Genomic DNA, 23,239 nt, shown 5'->3' on the forward strand with positions numbered 1-23,239 from the left:
TTTTCTAATTCAATAGTTTTAAAACCTCATCTGGAGCGCCTGGTCTTGGAGCATTATTGGTTACTATAGTTCCGTTTTCATCAACAATTAGATATTGAGGTATTGAAAGACCGTTTTTTATTCGTGAATACTTCGCACCAAAATCTTTAACAAATGCTTGGTTTGCTAAGTGATGATATCCTGACAAATCATAATATTTAATGAGTTCTGTCCATTTTGTCTTTCTGTTTTCTTCATCTATTGAAATAAATAGTTTTTTATAGCCATTCTGTTTCAGAATATCTGCAATCATATGATTATTAGAAAACTCTTTCTTACATGGGCTGCACCAAGTAGCCCAAACATCTATATATAGTTTTTGACCCTCAAACTCCTTAAGTAAGTCCTCTAAACTATTGATATCTTCCCCTTCTACAAAAGTCACACTTGATGGCATCTTACTTTGTGTCTTTTTGCGATATTCTCTTATGATATCGATATCATTTTCAAGATATGGCGTGAAGCTACTATTGGGATAATCAGTCTTAAAATCGTCAAAAGCAACAACTAAACTTTGTTCGTAATTTGATTGCTTAGAATTATTAATAATATAATTTGCAAGTAAGTCTTCTCTATAAGGTTCTTTAATAAGGCTTTTGATTGTACTTATATAAATTGGATGAATACTATCTTTAGCATAAAAATCTTGTCGTTGATTTTGTGAATATTTACTTTGAAGCTCCGGATAAATTTGAGTTTCCATAACAAAGTCATTCCAATTATACGGTTTGTTTGCTACTGCATAAGGGTAATTTTCAATCGTTGAAATCATTAGATCTTCAAAACGCTTTTTGTATTCACTTTCTACTTGATTTTTTCTATAATCTGCCAGACTAAAAATCGCATTGGCGTAATAGTAATTAATGTCATTTTTTAGTAATTCATAAAACGGTTGGTCTATGGCTTTTTCCTGTAATAGTGTATCTATTTGGGATATCTCTTCGCCTTTTAAATTATCTATATGATGCTGTATTAAAACTGCAGTTGTATCACCATCAAACCTATTTAAAAAAGAAAATGCGCCTGTAGGAGTACGATCCAAATTATGGTAAAACTGCTGCCCTTTAGCATTGTCTCCTGAAAATACAAGATCCTTATCCTCTAGAGTGATGGTATAATGTTGATTGGCTAACAATATCATGCCATGTCGTTTCTTGTTTAAAAGAAATCTTACATACTCTGGGGATTCAACATTATATTCGCCATAAAACATATTATCATTAGTTATGGATAGACTATCTACATTATTGTCCCACATCAAAATACCATTAATGGGTCTAAATAACTTTGGACTAGCTATAGAATCAAGATTGGTTTTAATAGTTAGCGAGGTTATGTTTTTGGATTCTTCTTTTTGACAGCTAGTAAATAGTATCGCAAGTATCAATAAGTTAAATAAGTTTCTCATGGTTGGTGTAGTGATTTTATAATGGTATAATCCGGTTCTTTTTTCATAAGTCAATACGCAAACCCAGAAAATCGGCCGCAATGGGTTAATGAAAAGGAAAGGGTTGATATTTCAGAATTTATAAATAACTGCGGAACGCCTCGTTTTGTCTTTTTGATGTTCAACACATTCGGTTCTATATTTCTAGTTTCAGAAACCGATTCTATAAAAGCTTGTTTCAGTAAGCTACTTTGCGTACGATACGGATGTATTTCCGCTTTAAAAATGAAGCTTTTTTCAGCTTTTTGACGGTTTGCATTTGCAATGGTATACACATAATCTTCAGTAATTTCTGAGATTGTGACATACTTAATATTATTGATACTTACAATGCCTTTCGCTTCGGAAATGAGCGCACACACCAAACGTTTCGGATTAAAAAACCGTTCACCAAACTGCTGTACATAAACTTTGTACGCTGCCTCTTTCATACTCCATAACAACCAAAACATTTGATGTTGGTTTTCAGAAGACAAAACAAGGAACTGTTCTTTTTTAGTGAAGACTTTATCTAAAAAACGCTGTCGTTTCCAATTGGAAGCACTGTGTTTTAAATCGACAATATCGTTACCTATCATTGGCTGCTAATTTTTCAGTAACAATAGCCATTGCCGCCTTTACAGACGTCATTTTTTCCATGTCTTCATTTTCGATTCTGATATCAAATTCATCCTCAACATCCAAAATCACATCGACGAGATTCGCAGAATTAATCTTTAAATCGTTAATAAAATCAGTGTCTTCTGAAAGTGTTTCAAAAGCCGCTTCATCTTGAATATAAGGTTGAACAATGGTTTTTAACTTGGCAATTAATTCGTCGTTTGTCATAACTTAATTATAGCTCTTAAAGATAACACAAGCATTGACATCGCCAAAACCAAAACTGGCTTTTGCGGCAATGTTTAGTTCTGTATCTAATGCTGTTTTAATAATTTTTTCTTCGGAAATCAATGCAGAAATCTCCGGATGTACATCTTCACAATTGATATTTGGAAAGACAAACTGGTCTTTCAACTGAAGTACAGTCGCCACAGCTTCAATGCTTCCTGCGGCAGCCAAACAGTGACCAACCATCGATTTTAAGGAGTTGATATAAGGAAAATCATCACCTTTTCTTTGTAGGGCTTTGGTCCAGTTTTCAATCTCTAAGCTATCTTTTGAAGTGGCTGTTAAATGGCCGTTAATGGTATCAATAGCTGCTGCAGAAATTTGAGCATTAGTAATAGCATCTGTGATACAACGTTGCACCGCTTCGGCATTTGGCGCTGTCATGGTTCCGCCATCACGTTGACCACCCGAGTTCATATGTCCCCCTAAAACCTCAGCATAAATTGTTGCCTGACGCTCTAAAGCACTTTCTAAAGATTCTAAAACTAAAGCACCAGCACCTGGCACAAAACCTGAGGCACTTGCGCTCATGGGTCTCGAACCCTGTTCTGGAGATTCATTATGCTTATAAGTCATGACACGCATAGCATCAAATCCGCCCCAAATATAAGGGCCATCATCACTACAACTTCCAACGAGCATACGTTTAGCTTGTCCGTTTTTAATCCGTTCATAACCCATTAAAATAGCTTCAGTTCCTGTGGTACATGCTGAAGAATTGGTTGTTACCTGATTGCCTAATCCTAGAATTCCACCGAGAAATGCACTTATGCCACTTGCCATAGTTTGAACCACAACAGTGCTTCCGAGGCGTTTTACATCACCATCATCAAGTTTATAAATAGCCTCTCTAAATTTTTCAACACCCGAAGTGCCTGTTCCGAAGACTGTGCCACTATCAAAATCCAGCTTACTATCGCTATTTATAGAAAATCCGGCGTCTTTCCAGGCATCAATTCCTGCAAAACAACCATACAAAATACCCGAACTATTGAAGCCTCTTAATTGTAAAGGTGTAAGATACTCCAGCTTTTTGTCTTCAGAAATGTGCGGAATACCTCCAATACAGCAGGAGAAATTTAAGTCGGCCAATTGTTGGTGATGTGTGATTCCGGAGTGGCCATTTTTGATAGCTTTGCTAAACGCATCAAGTCCGACACCATTTGGTGCAACAACTCCTAACCCTGTAATAACAACTCTGTTTTTCATATTATAACTCAGACTTTTCGGGAGTTTTAATCATTCCTGATAGTTTTCCGCGACAGACTAATTCGCCTTTTTCATTATAAAGTTTCACATTGCATTTCAGTTTATGAAACCGAAATACGTCTTTTTCAGATACGACGGTCACCTGCTCTCCAGGATACACTGGTAAAAAGAAATCTACCTGACTGGAAGTAAGTGCAATTTGCGGAATATCATTTCCTCGTAATTCTTCCTTCAGCATATAAATCCCCAAACAAACGAGTCCGATTTGCGCCATACATTCAGTTAAAATAACACCTGGCGTTATGGGATGGTTTTTAAAATGACCTTTATAAAAATAGGCGTCTTTATTAAAAGTGTACTGTCCGGTGATACCTTCCGAAGTAATTTCAGTCAATGTATCCACAAACAAAAACGGGTCTTGATAAGGTAAAAGGGCTATGATTTCTTGTGCTGTCATGGTTAATTGATATGTTCGCCACCATCCACAGGAATCACGCAACCGTTAATCCAGTTCGCTTCATCTTTAGATAAAAGATACACGACATTGGCGACATCTTCAGGCTGCGTTAAACGTTTATGCGGATTGCGTTTTAGGCTATGTGCTTTAATTTGATCACTTCCTGGAATCATCCGTAAAGAGGCTGTATCTGTCACACCAGCCTGAATACAATTGGCTTTTATTCCAAAAGGTGCAAATTCTAAAGCGATGTTTCTGGTGATGGCTTCTAAAGTGACTTTAGCTGCAGAAACAGCCGCATAATGTTTCCAGGCTTTAGTGTTTCCTTCGCTGGTAAAACTGATAATTCGAGCATCTTGTGCGAATAATTTTTCTTCAAAAAGGGCTTTGCTCCAGTCGTATAAACTAATGGCCATCGCATTAATGGTTAAGTTGAAATCATCGGTTTTTAAGGTTGGATTATCTTCGGAAATCATCGGTTTTAAGTTGCCTTTGGCGACACTATGAACGAGGGTTCTTATGCGTCCTTCGGAACCTAAAATGGGTTTTAATTCTGAAATGATTTGTGCGCGCTTTTCAGTTTTAAACGCATCAACATTATATGATTTAAACTGAATGCCTTCTGCTTTAATGGTTTCAAATTCTGAAGCTATTTCGGCCTCTTGAGTTCTTGAATTTCTATGGATAATACAAATATTCATCCCATGTGCTGCCAGTTTTTTGGCTGTTGCTAAACCTAATCCGCTGGAACCTCCTAAGATGAGTGCCCAATAGTTTTTATTTTTAAATTCTCTTACCATTCTAATAATATACGTTGTGCCGAGAATCCTGGACCAAAACTCAACATTAATCCAAGATCTCCTTGTGGCAATTGTTTATCCATAAAGCGTTCTAAAACATATAAAACAGTGGCACTACTCATATTGCCATAATCTCTTAAAACTGCTTTGGTGTCGTCTATATTTTTTCCAAGTGATCCAAATAAATCCTCAACGGTTTGGACAATTTTTTTGCCGCCAGGATGAAAAATCAAATGCTCTATATCTGCAATCGTTTTGTGATTTCGTTCTAAAAACGGATGGACAATTTTTGGGAAATGTTCAGAAATAGTTTCAGGAACCGCTTTATCTAAAATCATTTGTAATCCTGTATTGACGAGTTTAAAGCCCATCATCGTTTCGGCATCATAAAAATGATACATCGCTTCATCAATGATTTTCGGACCTTTTTCATCTTCATAAGAGGATAAAATAACACTTGATGCGCCATCACCAAAAATAGCAGCACTCACGATATTCACCATTGAGAAATCATCTAACTGAAAGGTTGCCGTTGGTGATTCTACAGCAATGACCACAGCGCGTTTATTGGGATTGGCTTTTAAAAAGTTCTTAGCATAAATAATTCCTGAAACGCCTGCTGCACAACCCATTTCTGTAACAGGAAGTCTAACGATATCCTGTTTCATTTTGAGGTTATTAATTAGGTAGGCATCCATGGACGGAATCATAATTCCGGTGCAACTAACCGTAATAATGTAATCTATATCGGTAGGTTGTAGCTTGGCTTTATTTAAAGCTTTGACTAAGGATTGCTCGGCCAGTTTGACAACTTCACGTGCATAAATAGCATTTTTTTCTTCAAAAGATGTTTTTAAAAATACGGCTTCGGCATCCATAATAGAATAGCGACGGTCCACACCAGCATTCTCAAAAAGCTTGATGACTTTTCGCTGAAAACGTTCCTCCTGACCCGATAACCACAGATTTAAATACGGAATAATATCTTTGGTTTCTCTCGTGTATTTAGGCAGCTGTTTTGCTACTGATGTTATTTTTACGCTCATATTAGTTTTGCTTCAATATCCATTGATAACGGAAAGCCCATTTCCAACGTATATGATAATTGGCATTTAGTTCTTCCGAGATATGAATTAATTCCTTTCGTTTAAATCCTCGTAATACAGAGGTGAGTCCGTCTTCAATAATCGTTTTGTTTTGTATCGTTGTGCACAACACCTTAAATAAATAGTACGCTAATTTATGTCGGTGTAAATCGTTGACGACAATACCATACTTAGCTTGTTTTAAAACTGATTTCAAAAACGAAATAAGCGCTTCATCTTTAAAATGATGTAAAAACAGTGTTGCTAAAACCACATCATAATCGAGTTGTTCAAACGCTTCAGAAAAAATATCAATTGTTTTAAATTGTATGTTATCATAGGTTTTAGATTGGGACTCCGCATAACTTATTGTATTGGGATTGGCATCAATTCCTATTAATTGTAAACGGTAGCCATAGCGCTTTCCAAATCGCGAGACTTCTCTAAGCATATCGCCACCACCACAGCCCAAATCAATAATAGTAACAGGTTCGCTTTTTGGGTGATTTTTTAGTGCGTTTTTTAGTCCGTTAATCGTCACAGCATTCCCGCCAAGCCATTGATTTATTTTTGCCAGTTTATCTAAGGCGTCTAAGAGTATCGGACCATCATAGTCCAGATCATCCATGATTTCCTGCTGGTCACTTCTATATTTTGTGTTCACTAGTAAACTCATTTCACCTGCATTAATTTTCCATGGGTTCGTTTTATAATATGTGGTAAAATCATGGGAAACCATTGTAATACTTGCATCGAAACTTCGGAAAGTTTAGAGTGATTAAATAGGTTTGCTATTCTATGACCTGTTTTTAAACGCGATTTAAAAACGGCGTTCCATTCTCTAAGATACTGCTTTTCTAAGGCTTCTCTATTAGGAATTTCCGAATTAAAATATTTAACAATAAGCTGAGAGGCGATTTGCGCACTTTTTATAGCCATACTCATTCCATTACCACATAAAGGATGAATAAGTGCGGCAGTATCACCACACATAATGATATGATGGTCAATAGGCTTTTTATTTTCAAATGAAATCTGACTTATGGTGAGTGGTTGTTCAAAAACGGGAGATGTGTGATTAAAAATGTGCTTTAAATGTTTGTTTTTAAACAGCACTTCATGTTGAAACTCTTCTATACTCTTGAATTTTTTAAAAGACTTATAATTAGTAATATAACACACATTGATACGGTCATATTCAACTTTAGAAACACCACAATAGCCTCCTTCAAAATTGTGAAGAGCGACCACATTGTCAGGAAACTCACCTGTAACATGCGTTTTTACAGCTAAGTATGGCGACTTTGTTTTTATAAATTTCCGGTTGAGTTTTAGGTCGACATTAGCACGTTTCCCATAAGCACCAATCACTATTTTCGCTTTATAGCTTTTACTGTTTTTGGTAGCTACGGAAAACCTATCATCGAAAAACTGAATATCTTCAACAGTATCCTGTGAAATCTGAGCGTTATGCTCTATTGCTTTTTCAGCTAATGCAGCATCTAAACAAAACCGACTAATCCCGAGGCCACCCATGGGCAATGTAGCAGAAATAAGTTTGCTTTTTTTAGTAGATAACTGAAATGTGTCAATCCTTTTAGCGCCTAATTGAAACACATCAAGGTCTAAAAAATTGAGATACGGCAAGACTTCATTTGACACATATTCACCACAAACCTTATGTTTTGGATACTTGTTTTTTTCAATAACTAAGACGTTGAGATTATACTTTGACAAGTGAATTGCACTAGACAGCCCAGCCAATCCACCGCCAACGATAATCACATCAAAGGTTGAGGAATTTGTATTCAATATCTTTTTCTTAATCAATTTCCTTAAAGATAAGTCGAAATTGAGTGAGATTAAAATTAACGGACTTCTATAATTTTAAATTCTTGATTGCGGAATGTAATTAAGTCACCTGCTTGTTTTCCTAGAAGTAATTTTGCAATGGGAGTATTTGCTGAAATCGCATAAAATTGTTGGTCTTGTGCTTGTAGTTGCCCAGCACTAATTATTATAAAATAATGAGCTTGAGTTGTAAAAATAAGGCTGCCTAAGCCAATTGTATTGGAAGATTTAGACAGGTCTATCTTAGATAATAATTCATTTAGTTTCTGAATTTCAGCCAATTGTTGTCCTGCTTTTTCACGCTCTAACTGAAGCATAGCACGACCAGTTTCGTGCTTATCACCAGCCGAACTTTTGGTTTCAGAAGTAAGTGACTCCTGAATCTCGTTTATGGTTTGTTGAATAGCATTCAAGCGACCGTCTACAAACTGCTGGCATTGTTTAAATAAGGTTTGTTTAAGACTGCTATTCATCGTTTTCTCGTTTTGGATAGTGTAGACTTCCAAAATAACGCATTTGTTTGGTAATCCATCCTTTTCTACTTGAAATATACGGTGTTGCTGGATTAGCTTGATAGCGTGTTGGATTAGGCAGTATAGCGGCAATTGCAGCGGCTTCATCCTTAGATAATCTTGACGCTGTTTTTTTAAACCAGTATTGAGATGCGGCTTCTGCGCCATAAATACCAGGACCCATTTCGATACTATTGAGATAAACTTCCATTATGCGCTCTTTACTCCAAATAAGTTCTATTAAAAATGTAAAATAGGTTTCTAAACCTTTGCGTAACCAACTGCGTTCTGGCCAAAGAAATACGTTTTTTGCGACTTGCTGACTTATGGTACTTGCGCCTTTAATACGCTGTCCTTTTTTGTTGTTTTCGTAAGCTTTTTCAATGGCTTTAATGTCAAATCCGTTGTGTGTTAAAAACAACTGGTCTTCACTGCAGATAACGGCCAGTTGTAAGTTGGGTGATATGGTTTCTAATGGTACCCAATCGTGTTGCCAGCCTTTTTTATTAGCATCGGTTTGCTCTATGTTTTTAATGACCATTAATGGAGTTATAGGCACAGGAACCCATTTAAATACCACGACAATTAGAATAGAAAATATAAAAACCCAGAACAAGGTTTTGAACACAAATCTAAAAAAGCGTTTTATAAATTTCATTTTTTAAGCGTGTACCAAATCTGCTAATTCTTGTCCGATAAGACTTCCAATAGCCACTCCCATTCCGCCCAAACGCACGCCACAACAGACATGATTACTGAGCTGTTTGACCACCGGTTTTTTTTGTTGACCAACACCCATAATACCGCTCCATCGCTGATCGATTTCAAAAGCAGTGTTAGGTAAAATCGTTGATTTTAAAAGATGTTCAAGTTCATTTTGAATGCGTTCTGTTTGACCAAATGCTGTCGTTTCTTCACCTTTAAAATCGAGGTTTCGACCGCCTCCAAACAAGATACGATTGTCAATATTTCTAAAGTAATAATAGCCTTGGTCTAAATGGAAGGTTCCTTTAATATGCAAATCCTGGATTGGTTTCGTTATTAGCACTTGTGCTCTGGCAGGTTTGACTTCGGAAATACCTAAACCTGAAGCAAAGCCATTTGTAGCAATGAGTAATTTTGATGTTGAACATTCGAAAGCATTCGTTTTGACTTTAACTGAATTTGTAGCTTCAGAAAACTGCTCTACAGTGATATTATTAAGTATTTTAATTCCTGAACCATAGACCTTTTGGATTAGAGCATTCATCATCATACCTGTATCGATCTGGCCTTCAAACTGATTAAAACTCAAACGCTCGTGGCAATTTTTAAAACCGAATGCATTCGTTTTAAAACTAAAAACCTCATCATTAAACAATGGGTATAACAATTGGTTGATGTCATCAGTTTTGGAATAGCACTTTTCAAATAAATCATCTGTTTTAGAAAACAATTCGTAGCCTCCTAATTGCTGATAATTTATATTTGTGTCGCCTAATGTACTACGTAATAATTGTAAGCCATCAATACGCTTTTTTACGAGTTGAAAGACCTCTTCTTTTGTGTGCGTTTTAAGGTCATCAATAATTTCACTTAAGCTCCCAAAACAAGCAAAGCCAGCGTTTTTAGTGCTTGCACCTTGAGGCAACATCCCCTTTTCAAGAACCAAGATTTTTGCTTTAGGGAAACGTCTTTTTAATTGTAAGGCACAATTAAGACCCACGATACCGCTGCCAACTATAGTGTAATCTATATCGGTAAACCACGATTTTATTTCCCAGTAACTATAATTCATAAAAAAAGAAAAGCTCCTAAAATTAGGAGCTTTTTTTTAATTCAAGATGTTTTTTATTGAATTACTAATTTTTTAATCCCTTTTTGATCCCCATCGGTAAATCTTATGATATACACTCCAGAAGTAGCATTAGGAATTTTAATCGTCTCATTGAAGTCTCCTGTATTATCGAAAGTTTTTGATAAGATAGAACGTCCTCTAATATCATAAATTTCAATTTGTAAGCCTTCGTTAAATCCGTTAGTATATTTAATATTAAACTCCCCTTTATTTGGGTTTGGATAAACTGTTAAGTAATCATTCAAGTTTTGGTCATCTACACTAAGCGTACTTTCTATTTCAAACTCTGATTGGTTTATATTGTAAAAAATGTTTCCAACTGCTTCTACAATTATTCTACATTCTGTTGAATTAATTCCATTAGGAATTACAACATCGGCTGAACCGTCATTATCTGTGTTTTCAAGAAGAATTGTGTCAAAAGTAACACCACCATCTACAGAAAGTAAAATATTAACCTGAGAGGTATTAATACCTGAACCTGTAGTTCCAGCAACATTCCATGTTACCGTTTGTGTCGTAGCACCATCATAAGAAATCCCATTGGTATTTTGAGATGTTACTCTAAAAAATCCTGTTTGAGCCGTCGTTACCGTCATACCATCGAAAACCGTTTGACCACCATTTACTCCATTATCTCTAACCGTTAATCTAAAGTTTAAATCTCTAGCAATTAACATTAATTTTTCCCACGCGGTAGAGTTTCCGCCATTAGCAACAACATCTTCTAACCTAGGAATATAACGTGTCGGACTTGGGCTTGGTGAAAACGAGCGGACAACCGGTCCTTCCATTGTTGTTTCACCTGGATTTGATATTGAAGGTCCTAAGTCAAATTGTTCCCAGCAATAGGTGTGTGATTCTATACCATCAGCATCATTCGAGACACCTGTAAGTTTAAAAGGAGTTCCAATAGGAATGATATAATTGGCACCTGCCTCTACAGTTGGCAATGCATTGTTATTAGGTGTGTTTGTAGAACAGTCAAATGCTCCTGAATCGATATTGGCCCATATTTGTTGTAAGCTAATTTGGTGAAAATACAAGTCGTTAGTTGCAATCACATTTGAAGAAGGTCCGCAAATTCCTGCGTAAGACATAGTTGTTGTTCCACTACCTGGCTCATAAGCTGTTGAAGGCGTAGATGGACCTGCACAGTTATTAGAATTGTAAGTGTGCAAAGCACCATATTGATGGCCCATTTCATGTCTAATAATATTTTCATGAACAAGACCAGATGGTACACCAAAGCGACCTGAAGCCGCTCCAGCTTTAAATGAATTGTCACAAACTCGACTTACATACGCTAAACCTCCTGAGGTATCTGCTAACATATGCCCAATTTCAAATGTTGAACCTGCAAGTGATGGAAGAAAGTTTCGACTTTCATCAATTAATGCATTTAAATTATCATTAGATAAAAAGGTGTCTGTTAAAAATATGATGTTTTCGTTTGTTGGTATTAAAGTCATCGTAACCGATAAATCTGTTTCATACACAGCATTTACTCTCGTCATCATATCGTTCATAATCGCTAAAATAGCTGCTTTTTTAACAGCGTCTGTAGCCATATTTAATCCTGCTTCCGTAACATGGTAATCTGCGTATTCTTGAGTACATCCTAACGCTAAATTATATTCTCTTAGAGTGCCGTCGTCTGCATTTCTTAAAAGGTCATTTTGTGATGGCATTCGATTTGCTAAATCTACACCCTCGTCTTCAGTATAACAAGCAAATGCATCACTAGGAACCGGAACATCTTTTATTTTATAAACTTGGTAGATCGTTTGATCTTTAGTTAAACAATCAATATGTTGTGATCCTAATTCAGAATTTAAAATAATTGCATTTAATCCTTTATAAGAAATACTGAATCTAATGGTGATATATGGTTTGTCAACATTTTGTCCTACATAAGATCTAATATCTGGGTATCTCTCCTGGAGTTCTGGATGCATCACAGAAGCTTCTAAAACGCTGTATGTCTCTAAAGCTCCTTCAGCATTTGGAAAATCTAAAAGCACACCAGAACTGATAGTCGCCTCTTTTCGGCTTGGAACATTGGCAAGCCTATCTTTAATATTTTCAAGATTTAATGAGAATAATTTACTTGTAGATGGGGCAACATCTCTTTGCCACTTATCTTGAGACAACTGGGTGTCGCTTGATAATTCTTTCCATTGATTTTTTTGAGCTAAAGCGGAAAAGCAAAAACTTAAACACACCACGAATAAGATGTGCCTTTTTAGTGTATTTTTTTTCATAAGTATATTTTTTGTGAAATTAATAGGTTTTGATGAGATACACAACTAAAAAAACATTATTAACGCTTACATTAACAAGGGTTTTACAGTTTTTTTATAACGGTAAGATTTTTGGGCCAATATAAGCCAACCAAATAACAGCACTTATAAATGATGCTGGCACAACGATGAATACTATTTGGCGTTTTTCTTTTTGATTTAATAATTTAAAAGCTATAAAAAAAGCAAGTATCACTGTAATTATTGTCACAAAGAGATATAGGTAAGATCTTTTTAAAAACGCTGAATCTAAATGTTCAAAGCTTCTAATAATACTCAATAGATACTCTAAACTAAAAAACAAAAAAAAGGAAAATAAAAAAATTAAAATCCATTTATACGAATATTTAGGTGCAGCTTTCGTTTTAAAAAGCAGGTAACAACTAAGCACTGAAATCAAAAAACTAATTAGTAAAACGCCATTTTTTTGAAAAAAATTAAACGAGACTGCTAACTCATTATATTTTGTAACACCAAGACAACCTAGTAAACTTCCTGTATAATTATAGTTAAAAATTTTTGAGACTTCACCTTGAGTAAAAGCATGATCAAACAAAAACAAAAGGGCATTATTGAATAGCGCATAAACTGGAAAAAACAGTAAAAACAGGGCAAAAATAAATACAGTTTCTTTCGTTTTAAACATTTAAAATGGTGCTAGATTTTCTAAAGATACTACAAAATATGACATGTGTTAAGGATAGAAGTGGCATCCTTTTTTGTAGGCAAAAAAGATATAACGGATAGCCTGGTCCTAACGCTATCGTTAGGAAACACCCAAAACATCAACCTTTAAAAACTGGGGTTTACTAAAAAAAAACTCCGAAACGTTAATTTCGGAGTTGTTGTTTTATTCGTTGACAGGTTGGATTTTAAAATCTTCCATGAATTTGGTGGTATAATTACCCGCTAAATAGTCGGGATGTTCCATCAATTGTCTATGAAAAGGAATGGTTGTTTTAATACCTTCGATGACAAATTCATCTAAAGCACGTTTCATTTTATTAATGGCCTCTTCACGAGTTTGCGCTGTTGTAATCAACTTCGCGATCATCGAATCGTAGTTAGGCGGAATCACATAACCTGCGTAAACGTGGGTATCTAATCTTACACCATGACCACCTGGGGCATGTAATGTTGTAATACGTCCTGGAGACGGTCTGAAGTCATTAAATGGATCTTCAGCATTGATACGACATTCTATAGAGTGTAAATTAGGTGAATAATTTTTTCCTGAAATTGGAACACCTGCAGCCACTAATATTTGTTCACGTATTAAATCGAAATCGATAACTTGTTCGGTAATTGGGTGCTCTACTTGAATACGCGTATTCATTTCCATGAAGTAGAAATTACGATGTTTATCTACTAAGAACTCAACAGTTCCGGCACCTTCATATTTGATGAATTCTGCCGCTTTAACAGCAGCTTTACCCATTTTATCACGTAACGCTTTAGTCATAAATGGCGACGGTACTTCTTCGGTCAGTTTTTGGTGACGACGTTGTATTGAGCAATCACGCTCTGATAAATGACACGCTTTTCCTGTAGAATCTCCAACAATTTGAATTTCAATATGACGTGGTTCTTCAATAAGTTTTTCCATGTACATATCGTCATTTCCAAAAGCAGCTTTTGATTCAGCACGAGCAGATTCCCACGCATTTTGAAGGTCTTCAGGTTTCCAAACAGCACGCATACCTTTTCCACCACCACCAGCAGAGGCCTTAAGCATCACTGGGTAACCGGTTTCTTTGGCTATTTTTTGACAGTCTTCAAAAGTTTCTATAACCCCTTCACTACCTGGAACACAAGGCACACCAGCTTCAAGCATTGTTGCTTTAGCGTTGGCCTTATCACCCATTCTGTCAATCATTTCAGGAGAAGCACCAATGAATTTAATATCGTGTTCTTCACAAATTTTAGAAAACTTAGCGTTTTCAGATAAAAACCCATATCCTGGATGAATAGCATCAGCATTGGTAATCTCTGCTGCAGCTATAACATTTGGTATTTTAAGATAGGATTCACTACTTGAAGGTGGGCCAATACATACGGCTTCATCTGCAAATTTTACATGCAAACTTTCGGCATCAGCTGTAGAGTATACAGCCACTGTTTTAATGCCCATTTCTTTACAGGTTCTAATAACACGTAGTGCTATTTCACCTCTATTAGCTATTAATATTTTTTTAAACATAACTTAATACTATTTAAAATTTCAAATTCCAAACTCCAATACAAGTGGAATTGTGCTTTGGAATTTTAAATTTGGTTATGATGGATCTACTAAAAATAGAGGTTGATCAAATTCTACTGGAGAAGAATCGTCTACTAAGATTTTAACAATTTTTCCAGAGATTTCAGATTCAATTTCGTTGAATAACTTCATGGCTTCAATCACACAAAGCACATCTCCTTCGCCAATAGTACTGCCTACCTCAACAAAGACAGGTTTGTCTGGAGATGGTTTTCGATAAAATGTACCAATTATAGGTGATTTGATTGTGATATATTTTGAATCTTCTGATGCAGCAGCAGGAGCCGGAGCTTCAGTTGTTGCAGCGACTTGTATTGGTGCTGCAGCTGGTACTGCCTGAGCAACCGGTTGGTTTACCGGAATTTGCTGAACGTAAGTCGTAGAATCGCCTTTGTCATCTGATCCTGTTCGTATTGTGATTTTAACATCATCCATTTCTAGTTTAACCTCACTTGCACCAGATTTGGCTACAAATTTGATTAAGTTTTGAATTTCCTTAATATCCATAATTATTAGTCGTTTTAATTAGTTAGTTAAAAGTTTGGTTATGAATTATAGGCCCATTTTAAATAAATTGAGCCCCAAGTAAATCCGCCTCCAAAAGCAGCGAATATAATTTTATCGCCTTTTTTTAATTGCGATTCATAGTCGTGTAATAATAACGGTAATGTTGCTGAAGTTGTATTTCCGTATTTATGAATGTTCATCATTACTTTTTCAGGCTCTAATGACACTCTGTTTGCAGTCGCTTCAATAATACGTTTATTGGCTTGATGCGCTGCTAACCATGAAATATCGTTATTAGTTAAATTATTTCGTTCTAATATTCGTTCGGTAACATCGGCCATATTAAACACCGCATTTTTAAATACGGTTTTTCCTTCTTGAAAAACATAATGCTTCCCTTCATTAAAGGTGTCTGCTGTAATTGGATAAGAGGATCCGCCATAAGTCGCTTGTAAAAATTCACGCCCTTCACCATTACTTCTCAATAATTCATCTTGAAGTCCAAGACCTTCTTCATTAGGTTCAAACAAAACAGCACCTGCACCATCACCAAAAATAATACAAGTTGCTCTGTCTTTATAGTTAATGAAAGACGAGTTTTTGTCGGCTCCAATGAGCAGTACATTCTTATATTTTCCTGATTCAATGTAACTTGCGGCTACTGACATTCCGAAGAGAAAACTAGAACAAGCAGCTTCTAAATCAAAAGAAAAAGCATTAGTCGCGCCTATATTAGTGGCAGTAAAAGCTGCGGTTGAGGCAGCTTTCATATCTGGTGTTGCTGTTGCAACGATTACTAATTCTATAGCTTTAGGATCAATTCCCTTTTTATTGATAAGGTCTTGAGCCGCTTTAATAGCTAAATGTGAAGTTCCTTTACCTTCTTCTTTAAGAATACGACGTTCTTTGATACCTGTTCTTGTGGTAATCCATTCGTCATTGGTATCGACCATGGTTTCCAAAATCTGGTTGGTCAATCTATATTCTGGTAAATATGCGCCTACTCCTGTAATTGCAGCTGTGATTTTACTCATATTGTATTTTTAAAAAACAGTCCCAAAAAGACAAAAATCATCAAAAAAGGGTAATAATATAATGAAATTACTAAATTTTGAACGAATATGGTGCAAATTAAGTCGTTTTTAAGACTTAGAGAAATTAAACATAAAAAAAACGCCCATTACTGAGCGTTTTATTATATGCATGCATAATACTTATGCTAAATTTTCTTCTGCTTCTGAGTTGTCAATTAATACTTGACCTCTGTAATATAATTTACCTTCATGCCAGTGAGCTCTGTGGTAAAGATGTGCTTCTCCTGTTGTAGGACACGTTGCAATTGTAGGAACAGATGCTTTATAATGTGTTCTTCTTTTATCTCTTCTTGTTTTAGATATTTTTCTCTTAGGATGTGCCATTTTATATGTTATTTATCCGTTAATAGTTTTTTTAATGTATTCCAACGAGGATCTATTTCCTCTGATGTTTCTTCTTTTTCTTCTAAGCCTTTTGGACTTAATTCTTCTAGTTTTTTAAGTATGTCTGAATCTAATGTTCCGTCTTCAACACCTGGATGAACGCGTTTAGCTGGCATAGACAATATGATTAATTCATAAATGTATTGTGCCACATTAATTTCGTACTCGCCATGCGGAATGATTAGGATGTCTTCAAATTCGTCGTTGTATGCTTCGCCAAACTTCACAACCAGTTTAAATTCGCCTTCAACACTTTGGTTATAAGGTTCATTGGTTAGGTCACAATTGACATTTACTACACCTGAAATTTCAAAATACAACTCTAACAAGGTTGTTTTCTTTTCAAAAAGCAAACTTGTTTTTACGTCTACATCATTAAAATCATCATACTCAAAATGTTCAAAGAACGCTTTATCAATCTGATAATCAAAATGGTGCTTTCCTACTTTGAGACCAACAAATGGTATCGTATATTCCTTTAACGGCTTCATCATCGCATTCATTTTGAGCCTGCAAATATATAAATTTTAATTAATTAAACGAGGGTTATAAACAAAAAATGTTTATAACATTTATTGCTTTTTTTTAGGGGCCTTTTTTAAAGGGTTTTTGGAGTATTCGCCATATTCGTTTCGATTCTTGAAAATTTCTATCGCCATAAACACAGCGGCTTTAAAAGAACCGTTATCGGCTTCGCCTTTTCCTGCGATTTCAAAAGCTGTTCCGTGATCTGGAGACGTTCTTACTTTCTGAAGTCCAGCCGTATAATTTACCCCATGTCCAAACGCTATGGTTTTAAAGGGAATTAAGCCTTGATCGTGATAAGAAGCAATAATAGCATCAAAGTTTTTATAATTTCCAGAACCAAAAAAACTATCTGCTGAATAAGGGCCGTAAACCATTTTACCTTTGTCTCTTATATCCTGAAGTGTAGGTCTTAATACTTGATCGTCTTCTTCTCCAATAACACCATTATCTCCAGCGTGCGGATTGATTCCTAAGACAGCTATTCGGGGTTTACTAATCCTGAAATCTTGTTTCAATGATTGGTATACTGTATTGGTTTTTTCGTTAATTAACTCCGAAGTAATGTGACTGGGTACATCTTTCACAGGAACATGATCGGTAAGTAATCCTACCTTTAATGCATCGGTTACCATAAACATTAAACTTTTTCCGCCTAATTTTTCGGCCAGGTAATTGGTGTGACCAGGAAATTTAAAATCATCCGATTGGATATTATGCTTGTGAATTGGAGCCGTCACTAATACATCAATAGCTTCATTTATTAAAGCTTGTGTTGCTGCCTCTAAAGATTTTACAGAATAGGTGCCTATTTTTAAGTCTTCCTCTCCAAAATTGATGTTTACATTCTCTTTCCAGACATTTAATACATTGATTTTTCCATCAATGATTTGGTCTGTATGATTGATGCCATGAAAATTAAGATTGCTCTTGAAGTGTTTTTTGAAAAAAGACATCGTTTTAATAGAAGCGAAAATAACTGGTGTACAAAATTCTAACATGCGATTGTCTTCGAATGTTTTTATAATAATTTCTGAACCAATACCATTTAAATCGCCAATTGAAATCCCGAGTTTTATTTTTTTGTCTTTTTCCATTAAGATATTATCTATTGTATGTAATTTTATAGTCACAAATTTAACCAATTATTCGACACTATGTTCACAGGTATCATTGAAGATTTAGGCATTGTTACTAATCTTAAAAACGAGCAGGATAATCTTCATTTAACAGTAAAGAGTCAAATAACTTCAGAATTAAAAATTGATCAAAGTGTTTCTCATAATGGGATTTGCTTAACAGTTGTGGCTATTACTGAAGACAGCTATGTAGTCACCGCTATAAAAGAGACCATTAACAAAACAAATATTGGGGATTTAAAAATAGGTGATATTATTAATCTAGAGCGCGCCATGAAACTTGGTGATCGCTTAGATGGACACATAGTGCAAGGGCATGTGGATCAAGTTGGTATATGTGAAGACATAAGAGAAGATAATGGTAGCTGGTTATTTACTTTTTCGTATGATAGCAGCTCTGGAAATGTTACTATTGAAAAAGGCTCGGCAACTGTTAATGGTGTGAGCTTAACCGTAGTTAATTCGGAAAAAAACAGGTTTAGTGTTGCTATTATTCCGTATACCTATGAACATACTAATTTTAAGTATTTCAAAATAGGTTCAAAAGTGAATCTTGAGTTTGATGTGTTAGGAAAATATATTCAGAAACTTTACGAAGCGCGATTATAACTACTTCTTAGAATTATCGATTGTCTTTTTAATTCCGAAGAAAACACCCAAAATAGCGGCCACTGTAGTAAACCCATCAATAGGTAAACCTGGAGGTGGTGGTGGCATAGGAGGTGGTGGATCACCGCCTTGGGCTACGCATACAAAACTTATTAATACAAATAAGATCGAGGCTAGGATTTTCTTGTTTTGTATTCTCATTATGGCGTAAATGTATAAAAAAAAAGGTCTCAACAAAATTAAATAGCAAAAAAATATCCATAAAACGCAAAAAACTTCGACGAAAAGCACGATTTTGTGTGTTTTGCGTTAAATTTATATTAAAACCAAATATATGCTTTTTTACGATAATCAAAACAAAATCTACATATTTTTAGTTTTAAATTATTGTTATCATGCGTTTTACACTATTATCTACGTAATAACTCGTTCAATGGTTTTTTTGAAAAAAAGAGTTCAAATTAACGATGCATTTGATCTAAAATCTCAATAACTTCGGCCTTCTTACGTACAGAAACAGGAACATTTTCTCCATTTTTAAGCATCAAATAGCCTCCATCGGTTTTAATGTAGGCACTAATACATTGTAAATTCACCAAATGACTTTGGTGGATTCTTAAAAACCCATAAGGCTTTAACATATCTGCAAAATACTTTAAAGTTTTAGTCACAAATATTTTTCGTTGATCTTGAAGATGAAACATGGTATTATTACTATCAGACTCGCAGCGAACAATATCGTCTAAATTGACAATTATAATTTTATCCAGCGTATGTAACGAAATTTTATCTGGCTTCTTTTCTGGAGCTGATAGGGTTTCTTTTAAAATTTCCAGCCGTTCTTTACTTGGCTCTATTTGTTGTTTGGCTCTTTCAATAGCCTGAGCTAGTTCTTCATTAGAATAGGGTTTTAACACATAATCAATAGCTGCAAACTTAAAAGCTTTAATCGCATACTCATCACTGGCAGTTACAAAAATGATTTTTGATTTTAAGTCTGGGAAAATCTCAAGCACATCAAAACCGGTTCCGTCTCCTAGCATAATGTCTAAAAACAAAATGTCGGGTTGTGTTTTTCTAAGTGCTTTTGCTGCTTCAACAACACTTTGTGCTGTGTCAATTACTTTTAATTCTGGGTGCTGTGTTTCGATGTCTCGTTTTAGAAGTTGCATTGCATCTAATAAATCTTCTACTATGATTGCTGTTAACATATTTAATAATCGGTTTCTAACGGAATTCTAAATACAATGGTCGTACCACTAATCGTTCCGTCATTATTCTTTAATTCTGAAATTTCTAAAGCCTCTTTCCCCGAAATCGATTCTAAGCGTTCTCGGGTTACTTTTAAAGCCATAGATTGATGATCGGTTTTAGGCTTTTGTTGTTGAGAATTATAAATGCCTATGCCATTATCGGAAATGCTTACTTTTAAAACATCATCGGTTGTATCAAATTGAATACGAAGTTCGCCTGCTCTCGGACCTTTTAAAATGCCATGACGTATGGCGTTTTCAACAAAAGGCTGGATAAGCATTGGTGGAATAAGGATTTCCTCTTCATCTAAATCGGTGTTTAAGGTTATGGTATACTCAAATGGTTTTTCGGCCATGAGACGCTCAACTTCAATATAATGTTTTAGGGTTTTTAATTCTTGGTCTAAACTAATGGTGTCTTTTCTAGAGTTCACCAACGTTTCTCTTAATAATGTTGCGAAACTATTTACCGTTTCGTTCATTTTTTCAGGCTTGGTTGGTGCCATTGCCTTTATGCCATTGAGTACATTAAATATAAAATGTGGATTCATCTGCAATCGCAAGGCCTTTTGTTCTAATGTAAGTAAATGGTTTTCTAATTCTAATCGTTCTTTTTCTTGTGCATTTTTGCGCTTTATACGCTTTATATATTGATAGGTAATTGCCGCTAACAGCAAAACACCTAAACCAATGATGGTCCATTGGAACCATCCTTTTTTATAGAGCGGACGTTCAATATGGAATGAAAAACGCAATGGTTCGCTTTCTTTCCATCTATGATTTCTAGATTGCACGATAAAATTATGCGCACCATAATTTAGTTCAGAAAAATCTTGAGTTTCGCTTGTAGACCAAGGACTCCAATCGGTGTCGTTCAATTTATACCGATACTCAACACCATTTGGATGATCTATGTCTACTGTTTTATATGAGAAACTAATTTGTTTTTGATCGGGTGAGAGTTGTAATACCTTATTGGTGTTGGTCCAGTTGGTCACGTGAATTGAATCGACACTTTTATAAGCTACTTTTACATCTTCCAAATAAATTGTTGGCTGCTCAGTTTCGGTGGTATTATCGGTTGGCTGGTATTCGGTGAGCCCGTAAAGCGCCCCAAACCAAAGATGTCCTTTATCATCTTTATCGACGGCATTAAGACAGGTTTCAACACCTAGGAATCCGTCATTTCTTCCGAAGAAAAACGCATCCTTAATTTCGTTGTCTTTATCAAGTTCTAACTTATCTACCCCTTTTTCGGTTCCAACCCAAAGGTAGCCCTGATTATCAAAAATAAGCTGATAAATATTTTCTGAAGATCCTGATTTTAGACCTTTTAATTTTTTAAAAGTACTAAAGTCCTCATCATTAGACCACCAGATTCCTTTTCCAGCCGTACCAAGAAACATCGTGTTTTGATGAAATAATATGGTGTTGATGGGCACGTTTAAATCTAAAACAGCACCAAAGTGCGTGATTGTATTATTATGTAAATATCCTAAATGCCCATTTTGAGTTGTATACCAGAGTCGGCCATCCTCAGCTTTAGCCATGTCTTTTAGGTAAAGATCCTGAATACCTTCAGCTGTCGCAAAGGTTTTAAACACTGTTAAGCTATCTGTTTTTGCATCGTAGTTAAACCTTACAATTCCGCTAGAATAGGTAGCTGCATACATGATGTTTTTATCGATATGAAGTTTCCGAATCCAATCAAAGGGAAAACCAGTATCGGTACTTAATACTTTAGTAATCATTTTAGTTTTGGGAAACGCCTTTTTTGTTCTTTTCAAAGTATCTACGGCAAAGGAATCTATACTTACTTTTCCTTTAAATAATAAACCGCGACCGTCAGAACCTGCCCAAATATTACCTTTAAGATCACTTGTAATTGTTTTTATTTTTACTTCGGAAAACGCTTCGGGAAGATCAACCTCATGAATTCCATAGTTATCAATTTTCATGAGTCCGTTTTCAGAATTGGAAATCCAAATGGTATTATTAGAATGATGAACGGCATAGACACGGTTTCCATTTAAACCTGTTTCGGTATTAAAATGCTTAAAATTATTCTGAAAATACTTATACAAACCACCACCAGAAGTTGCTATCCAAATATTAGATTGACGATCTTGAAGCACCTGCCTTATGTTTGGTGTTGATAATCCGTTTGAACCCTCTAGGGTAAACAATTCAGCATAGGTGTCCATATCAATCACAGTCACGCCATTAGCGTCTGTAGCAACCCAAAGTTGATTGGAATTTAGAATAGAAATGGAATTTATTCGTAAAGGTTCACGAATTAATATATGGTTATTAAAATCGTCAAATTCAAAGACTAAAGTGCCGTCGTTAAAGGTTGAAGCAATTATTTTTGTATTATAATCTGCCAGTGCTTTAAAGTCACCACGTTCCAGTTTTTCTATAGCTTTAGGCTGGTGTAATGAGCCTGTAAACTGCCACAAACCCTCTTGTGTCGCCAGCCAATATTTGCCATTTGAAAATCGTAAATCGTTAACTTGAAAATCGTCAATTTCTGGATGGAGTTGTAGCTTTTTAATGGCAAACGAATCACGAACCTCATACACACCTTGTTTGGTCAATAAAAACACATGATTATCAAGTTGAATAATTTTATTGATTTCTGGGGTTTCAATATTTAAGAATTTGTTTTTGAGTTTGATTGTCAGCCCAATGTTAGTCCCTAAATACAATATATTATTGACGGTTAATAAGGAATTTATGTAGTTTGATGCGAGCCCGTTTTTATCATTAAACACCTTAAAGGTATTGCCGTCAAATTGCGCTAATCCGCCACCTTGTGTTCCTAACCATAAGTAGCCTTTTTCATCCTGAATCATAGAAAAAACCTGAGATTGAGGCAGTCCGTCTTCAAGAGTAAATGCTCTTAACTGTTTGTTTTGGCCATGGAGCATGAGTGTTATTCCGAAGAAAACAAAAGCGACTAACTTATATGTGGTATTAATTTTCAATGTAGGTATTGTTATCTCATTGCAACTTACAATTTTGAACGCAGTTTTTACAG

24 protein-coding genes are annotated in these 23,239 nt (G+C 35.4%); 1 reads left to right on the plus strand and 23 read right to left on the minus strand.

What is annotated here, in order from left to right; translation table 11 throughout:
- Positions 1-4: 4 nt before the first annotated feature.
- The 20 genes from N4270_RS05610 to pdxA form a co-directional block, all read right to left on the minus strand.
- On the minus strand, positions 5-1,447 hold the full coding sequence (locus tag N4270_RS05610) for a TlpA disulfide reductase family protein (RefSeq protein WP_260095955.1): 1,443 nt from the start codon (positions 1,445-1,447) through the stop codon (positions 5-7).
- 50 nt (positions 1,448-1,497) lie between these two features.
- Positions 1,498-2,064, minus strand: a complete 567-nt coding sequence (locus tag N4270_RS05615) for a 4'-phosphopantetheinyl transferase superfamily protein (RefSeq protein ID WP_260095956.1) — start codon at positions 2,062-2,064, stop codon at positions 1,498-1,500.
- Complete coding sequence (locus tag N4270_RS05620; protein WP_260095957.1) at positions 2,054-2,314, minus strand: acyl carrier protein; 261 nt, start codon at positions 2,312-2,314, stop codon at positions 2,054-2,056. The genes N4270_RS05615 and N4270_RS05620 overlap by 11 nt, the downstream gene beginning before the upstream one ends.
- 3 nt (positions 2,315-2,317) lie before the next feature.
- Entirely contained in the window at positions 2,318-3,583 is a 1,266-nt protein-coding gene (locus N4270_RS05625) for a beta-ketoacyl synthase (RefSeq protein WP_260095958.1), read from the minus strand.
- 1 nt (position 3,584) lies between these two features.
- Positions 3,585-4,040, minus strand: coding sequence for a 3-hydroxyacyl-ACP dehydratase FabZ family protein (locus N4270_RS05630; protein ID WP_260095959.1), 456 nt, complete (start codon positions 4,038-4,040; stop codon positions 3,585-3,587).
- A gap of 2 nt (positions 4,041-4,042) precedes the next feature.
- Positions 4,043-4,840 carry an SDR family oxidoreductase gene (locus tag N4270_RS05635; protein ID WP_260095960.1) on the minus strand — a complete coding sequence of 266 codons (798 nt, stop codon included), beginning with the start codon at positions 4,838-4,840 and terminating at the stop codon, positions 4,043-4,045.
- Complete coding sequence (locus N4270_RS05640; RefSeq protein WP_260095961.1) at positions 4,834-5,886, minus strand: type III polyketide synthase; 1,053 nt, start codon at positions 5,884-5,886, stop codon at positions 4,834-4,836. The genes N4270_RS05635 and N4270_RS05640 overlap by 7 nt, the downstream gene beginning before the upstream one ends.
- A gap of 1 nt (position 5,887) precedes the next feature.
- The gene (locus N4270_RS05645; protein WP_260095962.1) at positions 5,888-6,601 is read right to left on the minus strand and encodes a methyltransferase domain-containing protein; all 714 of its coding nucleotides are present in this window, start codon (positions 6,599-6,601) and stop codon (positions 5,888-5,890) included.
- Positions 6,598-7,737, minus strand: coding sequence for an NAD(P)/FAD-dependent oxidoreductase (locus N4270_RS05650; protein ID WP_260095963.1), 1,140 nt, complete (start codon positions 7,735-7,737; stop codon positions 6,598-6,600). Before N4270_RS05650 ends, N4270_RS05645 begins: the two co-directional genes overlap by 4 nt.
- A 56-nt stretch (positions 7,738-7,793) precedes the next feature.
- Positions 7,794-8,249 carry a GreA/GreB family elongation factor gene (locus tag N4270_RS05655; protein ID WP_260095964.1) on the minus strand — a complete coding sequence of 152 codons (456 nt, stop codon included), beginning with the start codon at positions 8,247-8,249 and terminating at the stop codon, positions 7,794-7,796.
- On the minus strand, positions 8,242-8,946 hold the full coding sequence (gene mtgA / locus N4270_RS05660; protein ID WP_260095965.1) for a monofunctional biosynthetic peptidoglycan transglycosylase: 705 nt from the start codon (positions 8,944-8,946) through the stop codon (positions 8,242-8,244). Before mtgA ends, N4270_RS05655 begins: the two co-directional genes overlap by 8 nt.
- 3 nt (positions 8,947-8,949) lie before the next feature.
- A complete protein-coding gene (locus N4270_RS05665; RefSeq protein WP_260095966.1) occupies positions 8,950-10,065 on the minus strand; it encodes an FAD-binding oxidoreductase in 1,116 nt (371 codons plus the stop codon).
- 53 nt (positions 10,066-10,118) lie between these two features.
- Positions 10,119-12,389 carry a reprolysin-like metallopeptidase gene (locus N4270_RS05670; protein ID WP_260095967.1) on the minus strand — a complete coding sequence of 757 codons (2,271 nt, stop codon included), beginning with the start codon at positions 12,387-12,389 and terminating at the stop codon, positions 10,119-10,121.
- A gap of 94 nt (positions 12,390-12,483) precedes the next feature.
- Positions 12,484-13,074: a hypothetical protein gene (locus N4270_RS05675; protein WP_260095968.1), complete on the minus strand. Its 591-nt coding sequence runs from the start codon at positions 13,072-13,074 to the stop codon at positions 12,484-12,486.
- Between the two features lie 204 nt (positions 13,075-13,278).
- Entirely contained in the window at positions 13,279-14,628 is a 1,350-nt protein-coding gene (gene accC, locus N4270_RS05680; RefSeq protein ID WP_260095969.1) for an acetyl-CoA carboxylase biotin carboxylase subunit, read from the minus strand.
- 75 nt (positions 14,629-14,703) lie between these two features.
- Positions 14,704-15,195 (minus strand): acetyl-CoA carboxylase biotin carboxyl carrier protein, encoded by a 492-nt coding sequence (gene accB / locus N4270_RS05685; protein WP_260095970.1) that lies wholly within the window; start codon positions 15,193-15,195, stop codon positions 14,704-14,706.
- 38 nt (positions 15,196-15,233) lie between these two features.
- Positions 15,234-16,229: a beta-ketoacyl-ACP synthase III gene (locus N4270_RS05690; protein ID WP_260095971.1), complete on the minus strand. Its 996-nt coding sequence runs from the start codon at positions 16,227-16,229 to the stop codon at positions 15,234-15,236.
- A 180-nt stretch (positions 16,230-16,409) separates the two neighbouring features.
- Positions 16,410-16,613: a 50S ribosomal protein L32 gene (gene rpmF / locus N4270_RS05695; protein ID WP_204344563.1), complete on the minus strand. Its 204-nt coding sequence runs from the start codon at positions 16,611-16,613 to the stop codon at positions 16,410-16,412.
- An 8-nt stretch (positions 16,614-16,621) separates the two neighbouring features.
- Positions 16,622-17,164 (minus strand): DUF177 domain-containing protein, encoded by a 543-nt coding sequence (locus N4270_RS05700; protein WP_260096136.1) that lies wholly within the window; start codon positions 17,162-17,164, stop codon positions 16,622-16,624.
- Between the two features lie 81 nt (positions 17,165-17,245).
- Positions 17,246-18,295, minus strand: coding sequence for a 4-hydroxythreonine-4-phosphate dehydrogenase PdxA (gene pdxA, locus N4270_RS05705; RefSeq protein WP_260095972.1), 1,050 nt, complete (start codon positions 18,293-18,295; stop codon positions 17,246-17,248).
- A gap of 60 nt (positions 18,296-18,355) precedes the next feature.
- Between pdxA and N4270_RS05710 the strand changes: the two genes are divergently transcribed.
- Positions 18,356-18,946: a riboflavin synthase gene (locus N4270_RS05710; protein WP_260095973.1), complete on the plus strand. Its 591-nt coding sequence runs from the start codon at positions 18,356-18,358 to the stop codon at positions 18,944-18,946.
- On the opposite strand, the gene N4270_RS05715 is transcribed toward N4270_RS05710, so the two are convergent.
- The 3 genes from N4270_RS05715 to N4270_RS05725 all read right to left on the minus strand — a co-directional run bounded on the left by N4270_RS05715 (position 18,947) and on the right by N4270_RS05725 (position 23,186).
- Complete coding sequence (locus N4270_RS05715) at positions 18,947-19,147, minus strand: hypothetical protein (RefSeq protein ID WP_260095974.1); 201 nt, start codon at positions 19,145-19,147, stop codon at positions 18,947-18,949.
- Between the two features lie 260 nt (positions 19,148-19,407).
- The gene (locus N4270_RS05720) at positions 19,408-20,157 is read right to left on the minus strand and encodes a LytTR family DNA-binding domain-containing protein (RefSeq protein WP_260095975.1); all 750 of its coding nucleotides are present in this window, start codon (positions 20,155-20,157) and stop codon (positions 19,408-19,410) included.
- 2 nt (positions 20,158-20,159) lie between these two features.
- Positions 20,160-23,186 carry a two-component regulator propeller domain-containing protein gene (locus N4270_RS05725; RefSeq protein WP_260095976.1) on the minus strand — a complete coding sequence of 1,009 codons (3,027 nt, stop codon included), beginning with the start codon at positions 23,184-23,186 and terminating at the stop codon, positions 20,160-20,162.
- Positions 23,187-23,239: the final 53 nt, after the last annotated feature.

Origin of the sequence: Psychroserpens sp. SPM9, from assembly GCF_025153525.1 — a bacterium.
Taxonomy (GTDB): domain Bacteria; phylum Bacteroidota; class Bacteroidia; order Flavobacteriales; family Flavobacteriaceae; genus Psychroserpens.